This is a genomic window from Streptomyces albiflavescens (genome assembly GCF_014645835.1).
Lineage (GTDB): Bacteria > Actinomycetota > Actinomycetes > Streptomycetales > Streptomycetaceae > Streptomyces > Streptomyces albiflavescens.
Map to the genome: position 1 here is coordinate 32,936 of NZ_BMMM01000032.1, position 14,923 is coordinate 47,858.

Consider the following 14,923-nt stretch of genomic DNA (forward strand, 5'->3'; position numbering starts at 1 on the left):
GACAGCCGCGGCGTGTACGACGTGTGGCTGAAGGCGACCGCGCCGGCCGTCACCGTCACCGTTACCCACGACGGACACGGCAAGCGCAGCAAGAAGGCGAGCGTGAAGCGCGGCAGCCCGACGAAGGCCGACGTCGCCCTGCCGCGCAGCTGACCGACCCCCCGGCGTTCTGACACGCCGACGCACACGGGACGCTCCCGCCGCAGACCTGCGGCGGGAGCGCCCCCGTGCGCGCCTGGAACCTCGGCGAGCGCCCTGCGGGCTCCGGGAGGTGCCGGGGCTTCATTCGCCTCATCGTGCGGCAGGCCCCGCCTGCCGGCTCACGCAGGACGCCCCGCCTCCGGGTCCCGGCCGATCAGCAGGTCGCCCGTGCCGCGTGGGGGAGTCACTGCCGGCCGTCACAGGCTCTCGTCGCTGCTGGCGGGCCAGGGGCGCAGCCCCTCCTGCCCGTCGCTGTCCTCGACGGCGGCGTCCCGGGGACGCAGGGTGCTGCGCGGGGCTTCCTTCAGCGTTGGGTGAGGTAGCCGGGGACGGTGACCGACGGGTCGAGGTCGCCGGCGGGTACCGGCGTACCGTAGGTGCGCTGGACGGGCAGCACGCCCGTCCAGTGGGGGAGGGCGAGGTCTTCGGGGTCGTCGTTGGGGTCACCGGTGCGCACCTTGGCGGAGACCTCGTTCAGGTCGAGGGCGACGACGGCGGTGGCGGCCAGTTCCTTGGCGTTCGCGGGGCGGGAGTCCGCGGCGCGACCGGGCACGATGTGGTTGATCAGGGCGTTCAGCGCGGTGGAGCGTTCGGCGGGGTCGGTGACCTGGCGGGCGACGCCGTGCACGACCACGGACCGGTAGTTGATCGCGTGGTGGATGGCGGACCGGGCCAGCACGAGCCCGTCCACGTGCGTGACGGTCAGGCACACGGCGATCCCGGTGTCCTCGCCGGCGCAGCGCAGCGGCCGGGAGCCGGCGGAGCCGTGCATGTAGAGCCGTTCCGCGACGCGGGCGTAGAGGGTCGGCAGCACGACGGGGGCGCCGTCGCGGATGAAGCCGAGGTGGCAGAGGTAGTCCGCGTCGAGGATCGCGTGCACCAGCTCGCGATCGTAGGAGGCGTGCCTGCGGATGCGGGTCGGGACGGTGCGGTCGGTGGCGGCGTACGTGCCGCCGACGGAGTGCGGGGAAGATATAACGCAATCCTTTCGAACTAGTTCATAATGGGTGTTGTGGTAGCAGAGTATACGTTTACGGGCCGGGGGGCGGCGGAGATCGCGGCGAGCGTCGAGCAGGCCGTCGGGCAGGGCACGCTCGCGCCGGGCGCCGCGCTGCCACCGCTGCGGGAGCTCGCCACCGAACTCGGCGTCAACCCCAATACCGTCGCCGCCGCCTACCGCGTGCTGCGCGACCGCGGCGTCATCGAGACCGCGGGCCGGCGCGGCAGCCGGGTGCGGCCGCGCCCCGCCGTCACCGCGCACGACGAGATCCGCCTGACAGTGCCGCCCGGAGTACGCGACCTGTCCGCCGGCAACCCGGACACCGCGCTGCTGCCCCCGCTGGGCGAGGCGCTGGCCGAGGCTGCCGCCCGGCACGCCCGACAGCCCACGCTGTACGGTCACGCCCCGGTCGATGACGAGCTCGGCTCTTTGGCCCGCGCCGCCTTCGACGCCGACGGCGTCCCCGACGGCCCGATCGGGCTCACCTCAGGATCGCTGGACGCCATGGAGCGCGCGCTCGTCGCCCATCTGCGGCCCGGCGACGCGGTGGCGGTGGAGGACCCGGGCTGGGGCAGCCTCTTCGATCTCGCCCCCGCCCTCGGGCTGCGGCCGGTCCCGGTCGGCGTCGACGACGACGGCCCCCTGTCGCACGACGTGGACGCGGCTCTGCGGCAGGGGGCGCGGGCACTGATCGTCACCGACCGCGGCCAGAACCCCACCGGCGCCACGATCTCGGCCGCCCGCGCCCAGGACCTGCGCGCCGTCCTTGCGGACCACCCGCAGGTCCTCGTCATCGACGACGACCACGTGCACGGACTGACCGAACTGCCGCTCCACCCGCTCGCCGGCAGCACCCGGCACTGGATGCTCGTCCGCTCGATGGCCAAGGCCTACGGCCCCGACCTGCGCCTGGCCGTCCTCACCGGCGATGCCCTCACCGTCGACCGGATCCGCGGCCGCTACCGCCTGGGCCCCGGCTGGATCAGCCACCTGCTCCAGCACACCGTCACCCATCTGTGCCGCACCGGCGCCGTGGACGTCGCGGCGGTGTCCGCCGCCTACGCCGCGCGCCGCGACGCTCTCGTGCAGGCCCTGGCCGACCGCGGGGTGACGGCCTACGGCCGCAGCAGCATGAACGTCTGGGTACCGGTACCCGATGAGACCGGGGCGGTGACCCGGCTGCTGCAGGCCGGCTGGGCGGTCGCACCCGGAGCCCGCTTCCGGCTCTCCTCACCGCCCGGCATCCGCATCACCATCTCGCCTCTCACGGTGGATGAGGTGCCGGCCCTGGCCGACGCCGTCACCACCGCGATCCGCCCGCACCGCACCGGGCGCTTCGGCTGACGGGCGGCACAGGGCGCCGGGTCGGCGGCGTCCGCCGAGCACCCCGGGGCACCGAGGCGAGAACGGCCACGCCTTCCCCCGGCCCGCCGGGCGACAGCCGGTGCCAGGACAGCGCCGCCCCGGGCATCTTCTTTCGGGACCGACCACCGGACATGGTCGTGCACCCGCACCACCGCACGGGCGGCGGCCTTCGGCAGCCGCCCACGGCCGAGGAACCTGCAAGGCCGCACCACCAGTGCCCAGAGCGTGCCTGAGCGTGGCGATGGCCTGTGGTCGCCCCGCGGGCCGCCTGGGTGGCCGACAGCGCGTCGGGCATGACGAAGCCGTGGGTGCTCCGGCCGTAGCGGGTCGCGGTGACCGGCACACCCGCAAGCGGACAGCTGCGCCGCGGTGGGCCTCACCCTCGTCCCGCACGATGTCGGCCTGCGCGGTGACGACGAGCGCCGGGGCCCACCGGTGAGCTGCTTTTCGCCGGACCGCAGTGCACCGGCGGTGATCTCCGTACGGTGCTCCTCGTCACTCGTGTACTGGCCTTGGAACCGCTGCATGACATCGCGGCGCAGGACGCAGCCCGCGGTGAACCGATGACAGGGGAGCGGGTGCCGAAGCCTGCGTCGGTGACGGGCGAGGACAGCGCGCACCTGCACGGGAAGTCGACGCCCGGCGGGCGACGTCCAGTGCCCGTCAAGGGCCGGGCTGTGGAGCAGCTTCGCCACCGAGGGGCATCCTGCACGCGACATGTCGCTGCGCGTCCTGGCCTGTCCGCTCCGCGGCCTGGTTCACGGCTGGTTCCGCTTCCCCTCGACGAGGGCGGCCACACCGGCGTCCCAGTCCATCCAGGAGAACTCCGTGCCGGGGTGGACCCGGTCGAAGGTCTCCAGCAGCCATTTCTCCAGTTGCCCTCGGTCGATCTGGAGAAGGCATGACCGGTCATGTCCCTCCAGCCTCATGTGCACCACGCGGCGCCCTCGGGCGAGTGACGGCCACAGCCGCACGTCCCCCATGCCGCTCGGTTCCTCGGTGCCGTCGAAGAGCAGGTCGCGTGAGAGGGTCCACGGGACCACACCACCCTCCGGCGGGTGCAGTTCCATCAGCACGACGAGAGGGTCCGCCTCGGTGTAATGGAATTCGACCTCGAGCGGGGTACGGGACGACGGACAAAGAATCCTGTCGACACGCAGGCGCAGCGGGCGCATGCGGTGATCGGACCGGCCGCGAGCCGAAAGGCCGGGCTTCTCGTGTGGCATGGGGCGGCGTCCCTTTCAGGATGCGGGAATTTCGTCCACCTTGGCTCCCGGGACACACCCTGGGCATCAGTCAGCTGACTGAAGACCGCGTCCTAGGTGATGAAGCGGGCGACGGCCGGGCAGGAGAGAAACGGCTCAGCCCGGTGACCGACTTGATTCCGCCGTGATGGCATCCGAGCCGACAGGACCGCGGCTGGCCCGGGGCATGGGGCGGCAGCCGGCCTGCCCGGCTGTTCCCCTTGCCCACCGGGCTCGGGCCCTTTCGCGCGGAGCCGGGCACGAGGAGTCCAAGAGCTGATGACGGGTGCACGGTGCTCAAGGGCCGGGTGAAGCCCTGCCTCCAGGGCCGGCGTTCGGGCAGGTGCAGGGCGACGCGGCGGGCCAGGCGGGCACCCTGGCCGGAATGTCCATACCGCAGCGGCCACCGCCACCAGCGCCCTGACCGCCGTGCGATGAGTGGCCGAAGCCCTCTCGGACCCCGGCCGCCCCACAACACCGGCGTGGCGGCGAGTGAACTCTCCCTGCCGGGCCGCAAAAAAGGGGGCCGGCACGCGCCCACCCGGCGCGAGCGACCGGCCCGAACTGTTGAGACGGCCCGCTGAAGAAACCGACCGACCGTCACGAAAGACCGAGGCTAGGTCGAATGACTGGCCGTGACACCGGTGACGTACCGCGTCAGATGACCGGGGAAGCACGACACCGCCTCTGCCAAATCTAGGTCACGTTCCCGATTACCTGGGCGGCATCCCCCGCCCATCATGGAAGTGCGCCGGAAAGCAGGGCTGACCACACGGTCCCCGCTTCGGCTGGCGGGAGAAACGAGCGCGGACACGTCTGTGAATTCGGCGTCGAATCCCGCCTTCTCCTGCACATACCGTAGACATCGAGGAGACCACCATGTCCGTCACCCCCGACCAGCACGCAATTCGTCCGTTCACGTTCGAGTTCCCGGAGTCGGAGCTTGAGGAGATGCGTGCACGCATCGCGGCGACGCGTTTTCCCGAGAAGGAGACCGTCGCGGACCATTCGCAGGGCGTGCCGCTGGAGACGATGCAGGAACTCGCCCGCTACTGGGCCACGGAGTACGACTGGCGCAAGGTCGAGGCGAAGCTGAAGGCCCTGCCGCATTTCATCACCGAGATCGACGGCCTGGACATCCACTTCATCCACGTCCGTTCCAAGCACGAGAACGCCCTGCCGCTGATCGTCACGCACGGCTGGCCCGGGTCGATCATCGAGCAAATGAAGATCATCGAGCCGCTCACCAACCCGACGGCCCACGACGGCGACGCCTCGGACGCCTTCCACCTGGTGATCCCGTCGATGCCGGGCTACGGCTTCTCCGGCAAGCCGACCGCGGCCGGCTGGGACGCCGAGCGCATCGCGCGTGCCTGGGGCGAGCTGATGAAGCGCCTGGGCTACACCAAGTACGTGGCGCAGGGCGGCGACTGGGGTGCGATCATCTCGGACCTCATGGGCGTGCAGGAGCCCGAGGGCCTGGCCGGCATCCACGTCAACCTGCCCGGCACCGTTCCGCCCGCCGTCGAGCAGGCCCTCGCGGTCGGCAACCCGCTGCCGTCCGACGTCGTCCTGGCAGGCGACGAGGAGAAGCGCGCCGTCGAGCAGGTCAGCCACCTGTACCAGAACATCGCCCAGTTCCTCATGATGGCCTCGCGCCCGCAGTCGCTGGCCGCCCTCGCGGACTCGCCGGTCGGCCTGGCGGCCTACCTGCTCGACCACGACGCGCCGAGCCTGGAGATGATCTCCCGCGCCTTCGCCGGACAGGTCGAAGGCCTCACCCGAGACGACGTCCTGGACAACATCACCCTGTTCTGGCTGACGAACACCGGGATCTCCGCGGCCCGTCTCTACGCGGAGAACAAGACCCCGTTCCTCGGCGCCAAGGGCGTCAAGATCCCGGTCGCCGTCAGTGTCTTCCCCGACGAGGTCTACCAAGCCCCCAAGAGCTGGGCCGAGCAGGCGTACCCGAACCTGGTCCACTACAACAGGCTCGACGAGGGCGGCCACTTCGCCGCCTGGGAGCAGCCGGAGCAGCTCGTGAACGAGGTCCGCGCGGGCTTCCGCTCCCTGCGGTAATCCGTCGTCCACCAACGACTGCACGAGTTGCAACCCGCCGGGGCGATCGAGCGGCTCCTCTTCGAGCCACTCGGCCGCCCCGGGCCACCCGGCCGCACGCGCCAGGTCCGCGATCCTCTTGAACACCGACGCCTGAACACCGGGTACCGGGCCGACCCTCATACGGCCCCCTCAAGCGGCGTGGTCCCGTAACCCCTCCCCGGCTCCGGCCCTGCTCCCGACAGCGCGGGACCGAAGCGCGGGACCGCCCTTTTTCGTGAACTCCCCACCTTCCCCAGGCGCGGATGAGACACCCCAAAAAGGTGGGCAGAGCATGTCGCCTGCGACAGATACACCCGAACAGACCGATCGGCATGGTCCGTGCGATGCCCGGACGGCCTCCGCCGGGTTCCGTGAAGCGTCCCGGACGGCCGGCGTCCTGTGCTGACGGATGGCCGGAACCCTCCCTGGTGTGGTCATGGGCGCAGACGGTGGTCGCGTGGGGCCACGGGCCTACGAACGGGGCCTTCGTGCCGCCCTGTCTGCCGCCGGCAGGACCGCAGCAGTACGAACCGCCCCGGGTGCGTGAGGTGCCCACAAGCACCTCAGGACGCCTGAGCGTTTGTGGGCCGGCGCCTTGGAGGGGCATCGGACGGTAGGCGCGTGTGTTCCCGAACATAGAAGAAGGACGAACAGGTTATGAGTGAATTCCAGCAAAAAGCATGGCTTGCGGGCGGCTGTTTCTGGGGCATGCAGGATCTGCTCCGGACGCTCCCCGGCGTCGTGAGTACCCGGGTGGGATACAGCGGCGGCATCATGCGCCATCCGACCTATTTCGAGCATGGAAACCATGCAGAGTCGATCGAGATCATTTTCGACCCTGCCGCCACCGACTACCGCACCATCCTGGAGTACTTCTTCCAGATCCATGACCCGACGACGAGGTACCGGCAGGGAAACGACGTCGGCGTCGACTACCGTTCCGCCGTCTTCTATCACGACGACGAGCAGCGGCGCATCGCCGAGGACACCATCGCGGACGTCGAGGCATCGGGCCTGTGGCCGGGACGCGTGGTGACCGAAGTCGTCCCGGCCGACACATTCTGGGAAGCCGAGCCGGAGCATCAGGATTACCTGAGGCGCTATCCGGACGGCTACACCTGTCACTTTCCGCGCCCGAACTGGCGGCTGCCGAAGCGGGCAGATTCCTGATCCTGCAGCTCCGCCGGCCCCGGTGAGAACCCCGTCACCCACGGCACGGCATTTCCTCTGTCACAAACACGCGCGAAGGCCCCGCAGGCCGGGAAGTGCGCGTTGCGGGGCGGGCGATCACAGGGGGCAGAACATGGGCACAGCGCAGAGACAGCAGCAGGGGGAACCCGGCAACACCACCGCCTTCGCCCGCTTCGTGCTCTGCGGCGGCGCAGTGGGGCTCGCCTCCAGCTTCGCCGTGGCGGCCCTGGCTTCCTGGATCCCCTGGAGTCTGGCCAATGCCCTGATCGCCGTGGTCTCCACGCTCCTCGCCACCGAGCTGCACGCCCGCTTCACCTTCGGTGCGGGCATGCGGGCGACCCGGCGCCAGCATGCGCAGGCCGCCGGGTCCGCGGCGGCCGCCTACGTGGGGACCTGCGCGGCGATGTTCGTCCTGCAGCAACTCGTGGTGGAACCCGGCGCGGTGCTTGAGCAGGTCGTCTACCTGTCGGCCTCCGCGCTCGCCGGCATCGCGCGGTTCGCGGTGCTGCGCCTCGTCGTCTTCGCGCGGCACCGACCGCACAGCGCAGCCATCGACCGCACCGCCCGCCTCGCGCACGCGACCGTGGCCCACGACCCCGCACACGCCGATACCGTGGCGCTCCACCACGCCGCCTGACCCCGCCCCAAAATCTTCGCCCCCGGGCAAGGCCGTCGGACTCGTCTGTGACTTCTTCCCGGAGACCGAAGCGGCTCACGGGTTTCCGTACTTTCCGCCACCGGTCCGAATCGAGTGTCCACCAACCAACTACGGGGCACGGGGACGGCATCTGCATGACGGTGGTGTCGTGTCCGCGTGAGGGTCCCCGCCTGAAAGCAGGCGAGGACCCTCACGGTGTTGCGGGCAGCTCTGTTGCAACAGAGCTGCCCGCTGTCCTTGTTCGGCCCCACCCCGCTGCCCGCATGTCGGGGGAAGTGGACGGCCGCCGCACTGTGCCGACGGCCCACCGCCGAACCCGAAAGCCTCACCGAAGCTCCGGCGGGCAGTTCACGGCCGTCGACCCTCGCCACCGCTACGCCCTCGCACCGCTCGGCGGCTGTGCAGCCGGACGACCTCCCGAGCCGAAGCGCGGCCCTGCCCACAGACGTAGGAATGCGCTCTCGTCGGCGGCGGACCGGCAGTCACCAGGCCGTGGACGTCGAGGGCAGCGGAGCCTACGGCTGCGAACTCGCCCGGTACCGGCGGCAGAACCAAGGTCATCGTGACCGAGGTGGCCGCCCCGACCGCCGGGCCCGCAGGACAGGCGGCGAGTCCGCCCCCGTCGACGCCTTCGCCGCCGCAACAGCCGCAGCTACGCGCCCCGGCCCCGGCCCCCGCCGAGCTGATCAAGCACCTGGCCCGCTCCCGTCCCGGTGCGCGGACCGGTGACCCGGCCTGCACGGTCAAGGTCGCCCTGCGCGCCTGGCCCGCCACCAGTACCTCACGGCAGAGACCGACGATGCCGATGCGTCGAAGACATCGGTGACCGAAGCATCTTTGTGTGCGCTGGGGAATGACTCTCCACAATCGGTGCCGATCGAGGGCCACTTGGCAATGCGCGAGGATCACCGGCTTCCTCCGAGGAGGCCCTGGCGTTCAGGCCGGGGAGGAATCGGACTCCTGTGGAGCAGGGCAGGGATTGCAGGATCGCCGCCGGGGCGATCTGGCGTCCACCCCGCGACGCGGTGCGGCAGCCCAGATGATCGAGAACTCTCAACTGTCAGTCCTTGCCGGTAGGTTCGGGTGCATGACGACGGCAGCGCAGGTATCGGAGGGTGTGGGCCATGCCCGATACACGTTCCGTGTGCGCCTGTCGGCGACGGCCCGTCGTGCGCTGGAAGCCGAGTGGGCGCGGTGCCGGTGGATCTGGAACGAGTGCGTGGCCAGGTCCAAGGCGGTGCACCGGCAGAGCAAGGCGACGGGTGAGAAGCTGACGTGCGGTCCGGCGCAGCTCGACAGGATGCTGACCCAGGCGCGGAGGGTGACGCCGTGGCTGGCCGAGGGCGCGAGCGTTGTGCAGCAGCAGGTGGTACGCGACTTCGCCAAGGCCCGTGGGAAGGCCCTGAAGGACATCGAGGACCGGCTGCCTCCGAATCGGCGTGCCGGGATGCCGCACTGGAAGACGAAGCGGGACAGCAGGCCGAGCCTGAACTACACCCGGCGCGGTTTCCGCCTGAAGGACGGCCGTCTGCACCTGGCCAACAACATCGTGGTGAGGGTGGTGTGGTCGCGGGAGCTTCCGGCCGTCCCGTCCAGCGTGCGCGTGTACCAGGACACGCTCGGCCACTGGTACGCGTCCTTTGTCGTACCTGCCCTGGTCCAGCCGCTGCCGGCGACCGGCCGGGTGCTCGGGGTGGACTGGGGTGTGAAGGAGATTGCCACCACCACCTCCTATGCCCACGATCTGCCGCACGCCGGGCACGGCCGCAAGGCCGCGCAAAAACTGGCCCGCTACCAGCGCATGATGGCCCGCCGCCGGCGCCCCAAGGCGCAGCCCGCGTCGAAGGGATACCGCACCGCACAGGCACAGGTCGCGAAGGTGCACAAGAAGGTCGCCCGGCAGCGTGAGGACGCCGCCCGCAAGTGGGCGAAGTCCGTGATGCGCGACCATGACGTTGTGGCGGTGGAGGACTTCAGGCCGAAGTTCCTCGCGAAGACCACCATGGCCCGCAAGGCAGCCGACGCCGCCATCGGCGCCACCAAGAAGGCGCTGATCGAGATGGGCCGCAAGCACGGGCGGGACATCCGCCTGGTGCACCCCGCGCACACCACGATGGACTGTGCGCAGTGCGGAGCGAGAACCAAGCACGCACTACCTCTCTCACAACGAACGTATGCCTGCACCGCATGCGGAGCCGTGTCCCCCCGGGACAAGAACTCCGCCCGCGTGATGCTCATCCGGGCAGGTCTGAACCCGGACGGTGTCGAGGGCGCAAGACCGTCTGGGCTGCCAGCCCAGACGGCAGCCTGAGCCGTACATCCCCACTCAACCCTGAAGGCTGGAACCTCCACCCTTCAGAGAGGGGAGCAGTCAAAGAACGTCAGCGAGCCATAGTGCTGGTGTCGGTGCGAGGTGCGAAAGCACGGAAGAGTCCCGGGCTTTCGCCCTGCTGCGTGATCCCTTTTGATGACGGCACACGATGATGCGGCAACTCTCTTTCCATGTCCGTCATCACGGTGGCCCGCGCGGGACTCGTCACATGACTGCTATGACATTTTCCGGTGGCACCGCGTCACGTTACCTAGAAGAAAATGCCACCACCCCTTGCGGAATCTAGGTCACTTTCCAGATTACCGATGTGGCAGCCCCGGCCCATGATGGAAGTGCGCCGGAAGGAAAAGCGGGCCACAGTCCGCAGCGCCGGCCGGCGGGATCGACAAGTTGCGGACTCTTCTGCGAACTCGGTGTCGAATCCCGCCTTCTCCTGCACATAGCTGAGGCATCATGGAGGCCTACATGTCCGTCACCCCTGACCGGGAAGCGATCCGCCCGTTCACGTTCGAGTTCCCCAAGGCGGAGCTCGAGGACCTACGTGCGCGGATTGTCGCGACGCGTTTTCCCGAGAAGGAGACCGTTGCCGACCAGTCCCAGGGCACCCCGCTGGCCACCCTTCAGGAACTGGCGCGGTATTGGGCGTCGGAGTACGACTGGAGTAAGGCCGAGGCGAAGCTGAAGGCCCTGCCGCATTTCATCACCGAGATCGACGGCCTGGACATCCACTTCATCCACGTCCGCTCGAAGCATGAGGATGCCCTGCCGCTGATCGTCACGCACGGATGGCCGGGGACGGTCATCGAGCAGATGAAGCTCATCGAGCCGCTCACGAACCCGACGGCCCACGGCGGCGACGCCTCGGACGCCTTCCACCTGGTGATCCCGTCGATGCCGGGTTACGGCTTCTCCGGCAAGCCGACCTCGACCGGCTGGGACCCCGAGCGCATCGCCGTGGCCTGGGCCGAGCTGATGAAGCGTCTGGGCTACACCAAGTATGTGGCGCAGGGCGGCGACTGGGGTGCGCTCATCACCGAGATGATGGGCGTGCATGAGCCCGAGGGCCTCGTCGGCATCCACACCAATCTGGCGTGCGTGTTCCCGCCGGCCATCGAGCAGGCCGTGTCGGTCGGCAACCCGCTGCCGTCCGACGTCGTTCTGGCGAACGAGGAGGAGAAGGCTGCTGTCGAGCAGCTGGACTTCTTCTACAAGCACGTCTACTACGCGTACATGATGGCTTCCCGCCCGCAGACGCTGACCGGGCTGGCGGATTCTCCGGTCGGCTTGGCGGCCTTCCTGCTCGACCACGACGCGGCGAGCCTGGAGATGATCTCCCGGGCGTTCGACGGGGCGGTCGAGGGCTTGTCCCGGGACGACGTCCTGGACAACATCACGCTCTACTGGCTGACGAACACCGGGGTCTCCGCTTCTCGTCTCTACGCCGAGAACCGGATCTCTCCGTTCTTCGCTCCCAAGGGCGTCAAGCTCCCGGTCGCCGTGAGCGTCTTCCCTGACGAGCTCTTCCAGCCGCCGAAGAGCTGGACCGAGCAGGCGTACCCGAACCTCGTCCACTACAACAGGCTCGAAGTGGGCGGCCACTTCGCCGCCTGGGAGCAGCCGGCCCTGTTCGTCGACGAGCTCCGCGCGGGCTTCCGGTCCCTTCGCTAGCAGACCGTGCCCGGCCGTGCCCGACCCCAGGCACCGGCTCTGGCTCCACGGGGCGGCCGAGCGACTTGACCCTGAGTCACTCGGCCGCCCCGGGCCACGCGGCCACGCCGCACGCCACGTGCCGGCCGACGGCCGCTCACCGGCAAGGAGCCGATTCAGACCCGAGCGTGCCGCGCTTGATGAGGCGGGCGAAAGCACCGCCCGCCGGCGCGCGATGCTCAACGGGTACCTCGGCAAACGCTGGACCCGAGCACCCAGGCGCGGCCGCGGACCGCGACGATCCACCCGATGACTATCCTGTGCCGGCCGCCCGGTGGCCGGGCTTCGTGCCGGTCCGCCCTGTCGGCAGGAAGAACTCTGTTTCCGTTCTGGAGAACGCCATGCCCTCAGCAACATCTCTGACCATCGACGCTCCGTGGCGGCTGGCGACCACCTATCGCGCGAAAGGCCGGCACCGTGGGGGAGCGGCACTCGAACGCGTGGGGGACCTCAGACGTCCCGGACAAGGCCGCCACCGCCACCTGGCCGTTCACGACGCCGCACAGCCGCAGACGTGAACCGGACCCCCTGCCCTACCGGTCACCTCGGCGCCAAAGGTCCTGCGGGCGAGGGCAACGAACAGAGCGCAGGCGGGCATCGAAGCCCACCGGGAACCTTCACGGGTGCCGAACTCGCGCGGTTCGAGCGCGAGGCCATGCCGTTGCTGGACCGGTTGTACACAGCCGCGACGCAGATGACGTGCACCCGCGCCGGTGCGGAAGGCCTGGTCCAGCAGACGTATGTGCGCACTCTCGATGCGTTCGGGTCGCGCGTGGAGATCACCGACCTGAGGGTCTGGATGTTTCGGATCCTGGGCGACAGCGCGCTGGGAGTCTGTGGCGCGCGGCAGTGCCCGCCGAGCTCCAACTGGTCGGCAGGGCAACGCCCTGGTCTCCCTGTTCCGCTTGGACTCGGAGTGCAGGCACTGGACCGGCTGCCCGACCATGATGTGACGGCCGCGCTTGCGCAACTTCCGTGGGCGCTGAGGATGGTCGTGTACCTGGCCGACGTCGAGGACTTCTCTCCCGTGGAGATCGCGGAGATCCTGGGCTTCTCCCCGGGCACCGTGACATCGCACATGCGCCAGGGACGCCTGCGTCTGGTGCAGATCCTCGCCGATGCCGCAGGCCGGCGTGGCTTCCTCGAGTGACGACGGACCCAAGGCTGCCCCGAGCGGGCTGCGGGGCTGAAGAAGCTGACTGCGGGCGAGGACTCCCGGCGCCGTACAACACCCGGCCTTTTGGCGTCGGCATTCTGATCGCCGTCGGCGACCGGAGATTCACGGCAAGGCCAGGACTTGCTCCTTTGGAACTGATCAGGGGACGCGGCGCCGCGCGCCGTCCGTGCCGGATTCCTGCGCGATGGAACGTGACCCCGACATCACCATGTGCGCCGGTGGCAAAGGGTGGTTGGCGGCCGAGAACGAACACAAGGGCACGTCGGCCCCAGGTGACCGGCCCACACCCTCCGGCAATCTCAGGCCCCCGCCGCACGAGCCGGTGAGCCGCCGGCACCCGTGCCGCAAGTGCCGCAAGCCATCGATGAAAGCCGTTCTGAGGCATCCCGCAGGCCCGGTACTCGGATCTTCAGATCTGTATCGGGACCGGACCGGGTGCAACCACAGAGGAAAGAGTGAGATGAAGAGCAGCAATCCCGTCTTCTCGCGACGGGTGTTCAACCGCAACGAGCAGAATCTGCACGCCGATGACGCCGCTGTGGGTCTCGATCCCTACGCGCAGGGCACGGCCGACCAAAGCGGGACCGTACACGACGTGGACGCCGTGTCTGGCCCCCAACCTGCTGTTCAGCAGCAGGTTGGGGGCGCTGCGATGACCATCGACGACGTCGTGGCCCGCACAGCGATGACACTCGGCACGGTCGTGCTCTTCGCCGTCCTCGCGTGGGTGCTGCTGCCTGTCGACGAGGCCGGCCTGAGCAGGTCGTACGGCATCGCGATCGGAGCCGGCCTGCTGGCCTTCGGCCTCTCGCTCGTCCAGTCGTTCAAGGCCAGGCCGGTCCCGGCACTGATCCTGGCGTACGCGGCGTTCGAAGGCGTCTTCCTCGGAGTCATCTCCAGCGTCACCTCCACCTATATCAGCCCCGGCGTGGTGATCCAGACGGTGCTCGGCACGATGGCGGTCTTCGCCGGTGTGCTGATCGCGTACAAGATGCGCTGGATCCGCGTCACCCGGCGCTTCTACGGCTTCGTGATGGCCGCCGCGATGGGCTTCGTGCTGCTCACCGTCGCCAACCTGCTGTTCTCCGCCTTCGCCGGCGGTGACGGCCTGGGCCTTCGCAGCGGTGGCCTCGGTATCGTCTTCGGCGTCATCGGCATCATCCTCGGCGCGTGCTTCCTGGCCCTGGACTTCAAGCAGGTCGAGGACGGCATCGCCCACGGGGCCCCGCGCGAGGAGTCCTGGCTGGCGGCCTTCGGCCTCACACTGACCCTGGTGTGGATCTACGTGGAGGCGTTGCAGCTGTTCTCCATCCTGAACGGCGGCGACAAGTCCGCCTGAGAGGCCGTTGCTCCGTCAATCACGGTGAGCATCGGTTCGAGTGTGAGGTCCCGGTCGGGTGATCTGCACCGGGCGCTCGTCACCGACGTGGCGCTCGCGACGGATCAGCCCGTGGACCTGCCGGCGTTTCAGCAGCGGTCCTTGCAGGGACGTGCCCAGGGCCTTGATGCGGAGGGCTCGTGCTCCCACAGCACCAGTATCGACCAGGTACTGGGGGACAGGGCAGGTCGAACCTGCCCCGCAGCGGGCGGTGGCAACTTGTCACCGCCCGCTGCGCTGCGTTTCAGGGCGAAGCCCAACTGGTCCTTGAGGAGCTGTCGACCTCCGCAGTGTCCGTCTGCTCGGCGCTCACCACCGCCGGACTTGCCGCGGTAGATCCGGCTGCCGTCCTCGCGGTCACACGCCGCGGTTGGCACGTCGTGTCCGCGCCCGCGGTCCACCGATCCGCGGGGGCCTTGGCCATGCCCACGGGCGGTGCCCGTCGCCCCGGCGGACGAGTCGCGTGGCCATCGCCTGCCCTGGAGGCCGGATGGGCCCGTCACGCCCGCAGTCACATGACCGATGCGCCAACGCTCCTGGGGGAGTTGTCTTGCAAACAGTCCCGCGCTG

10 protein-coding genes are annotated in these 14,923 nt (G+C 69.5%); 8 read left to right on the forward strand and 2 right to left on the reverse strand.

What is annotated here, in order from left to right; translation table 11 throughout:
• Positions 1-505 precede the first annotated feature (505 nt).
• Positions 506-1,177 carry a pyridoxamine 5'-phosphate oxidase family protein gene (locus tag IEY95_RS46785; RefSeq protein WP_189192476.1) on the reverse strand — a complete coding sequence of 224 codons (672 nt, stop codon included), beginning with the start codon at positions 1,175-1,177 and terminating at the stop codon, positions 506-508.
• 27 nt (positions 1,178-1,204) lie between these two features.
• Between IEY95_RS46785 and IEY95_RS46790 the strand changes: the two genes are divergently transcribed.
• A complete protein-coding gene (locus tag IEY95_RS46790; RefSeq protein WP_189192437.1) occupies positions 1,205-2,545 on the forward strand; it encodes an aminotransferase class I/II-fold pyridoxal phosphate-dependent enzyme in 1,341 nt (446 codons plus the stop codon).
• A 779-nt stretch (positions 2,546-3,324) separates the two neighbouring features.
• Here IEY95_RS46790 and IEY95_RS46795 read toward each other — a convergent pair.
• Positions 3,325-3,741 carry an SsgA family sporulation/cell division regulator gene (locus IEY95_RS46795; protein WP_189192438.1) on the reverse strand — a complete coding sequence of 139 codons (417 nt, stop codon included), beginning with the start codon at positions 3,739-3,741 and terminating at the stop codon, positions 3,325-3,327.
• Between the two features lie 948 nt (positions 3,742-4,689).
• Between IEY95_RS46795 and IEY95_RS46800 the strand changes: the two genes are divergently transcribed.
• From IEY95_RS46800 to IEY95_RS46830, 7 genes are all read left to right on the forward strand, one after another.
• The gene (locus IEY95_RS46800; RefSeq protein WP_189192439.1) at positions 4,690-5,889 is read left to right on the forward strand and encodes an epoxide hydrolase family protein; all 1,200 of its coding nucleotides are present in this window, start codon (positions 4,690-4,692) and stop codon (positions 5,887-5,889) included.
• Positions 5,890-6,567: 678 nt separating this feature from the next.
• Entirely contained in the window at positions 6,568-7,080 is a 513-nt protein-coding gene (gene msrA / locus IEY95_RS46805; RefSeq protein WP_189192440.1) for a peptide-methionine (S)-S-oxide reductase MsrA, read from the forward strand.
• Between the two features lie 133 nt (positions 7,081-7,213).
• Positions 7,214-7,738: a GtrA domain-containing protein gene (locus IEY95_RS46810; protein WP_189192441.1), complete on the forward strand. Its 525-nt coding sequence runs from the start codon at positions 7,214-7,216 to the stop codon at positions 7,736-7,738.
• A 1,108-nt stretch (positions 7,739-8,846) separates the two neighbouring features.
• A complete protein-coding gene (locus tag IEY95_RS46815) occupies positions 8,847-10,070 on the forward strand; it encodes an RNA-guided endonuclease InsQ/TnpB family protein (RefSeq protein ID WP_189192442.1) in 1,224 nt (407 codons plus the stop codon).
• Positions 10,071-10,556: 486 nt separating this feature from the next.
• Complete coding sequence (locus tag IEY95_RS46820) at positions 10,557-11,759, forward strand: epoxide hydrolase family protein (RefSeq protein ID WP_189192443.1); 1,203 nt, start codon at positions 10,557-10,559, stop codon at positions 11,757-11,759.
• A 553-nt stretch (positions 11,760-12,312) separates the two neighbouring features.
• The gene (locus IEY95_RS46825) at positions 12,313-12,948 is read left to right on the forward strand and encodes a sigma factor-like helix-turn-helix DNA-binding protein (protein WP_189192444.1); all 636 of its coding nucleotides are present in this window, start codon (positions 12,313-12,315) and stop codon (positions 12,946-12,948) included.
• Between the two features lie 487 nt (positions 12,949-13,435).
• Positions 13,436-14,314, forward strand: a complete 879-nt coding sequence (locus tag IEY95_RS46830; RefSeq protein WP_189192445.1) for a Bax inhibitor-1/YccA family protein — start codon at positions 13,436-13,438, stop codon at positions 14,312-14,314.
• Positions 14,315-14,923 lie beyond the last annotated feature (609 nt).

What these genes read in the sequence shown, in the direction of transcription:
- IEY95_RS46790 (WP_189192437.1), top strand. Translation starts at nt 1,205, where the DNA reads ATGGGTGTTGTGGTAGCAGAGTATACGTTTACGGGCCGGGGGGCGGCG.
- IEY95_RS46795 (WP_189192438.1), bottom strand. Translation starts at nt 3,741, where the DNA reads ATGCGCCCGCTGCGCCTGCGTGTCGACAGGATTCTTTGTCCGTCGTCC.
- IEY95_RS46800 (WP_189192439.1), top strand. Translation starts at nt 4,690, where the DNA reads ATGTCCGTCACCCCCGACCAGCACGCAATTCGTCCGTTCACGTTCGAG.
- msrA (WP_189192440.1), top strand. Translation starts at nt 6,568, where the DNA reads ATGAGTGAATTCCAGCAAAAAGCATGGCTTGCGGGCGGCTGTTTCTGG.
- IEY95_RS46810 (WP_189192441.1), top strand. Translation starts at nt 7,214, where the DNA reads ATGGGCACAGCGCAGAGACAGCAGCAGGGGGAACCCGGCAACACCACC.
- IEY95_RS46815 (WP_189192442.1), top strand. Translation starts at nt 8,847, where the DNA reads ATGACGACGGCAGCGCAGGTATCGGAGGGTGTGGGCCATGCCCGATAC.
- IEY95_RS46820 (WP_189192443.1), top strand. Translation starts at nt 10,557, where the DNA reads ATGTCCGTCACCCCTGACCGGGAAGCGATCCGCCCGTTCACGTTCGAG.
- IEY95_RS46830 (WP_189192445.1), top strand. Translation starts at nt 13,436, where the DNA reads ATGAAGAGCAGCAATCCCGTCTTCTCGCGACGGGTGTTCAACCGCAAC.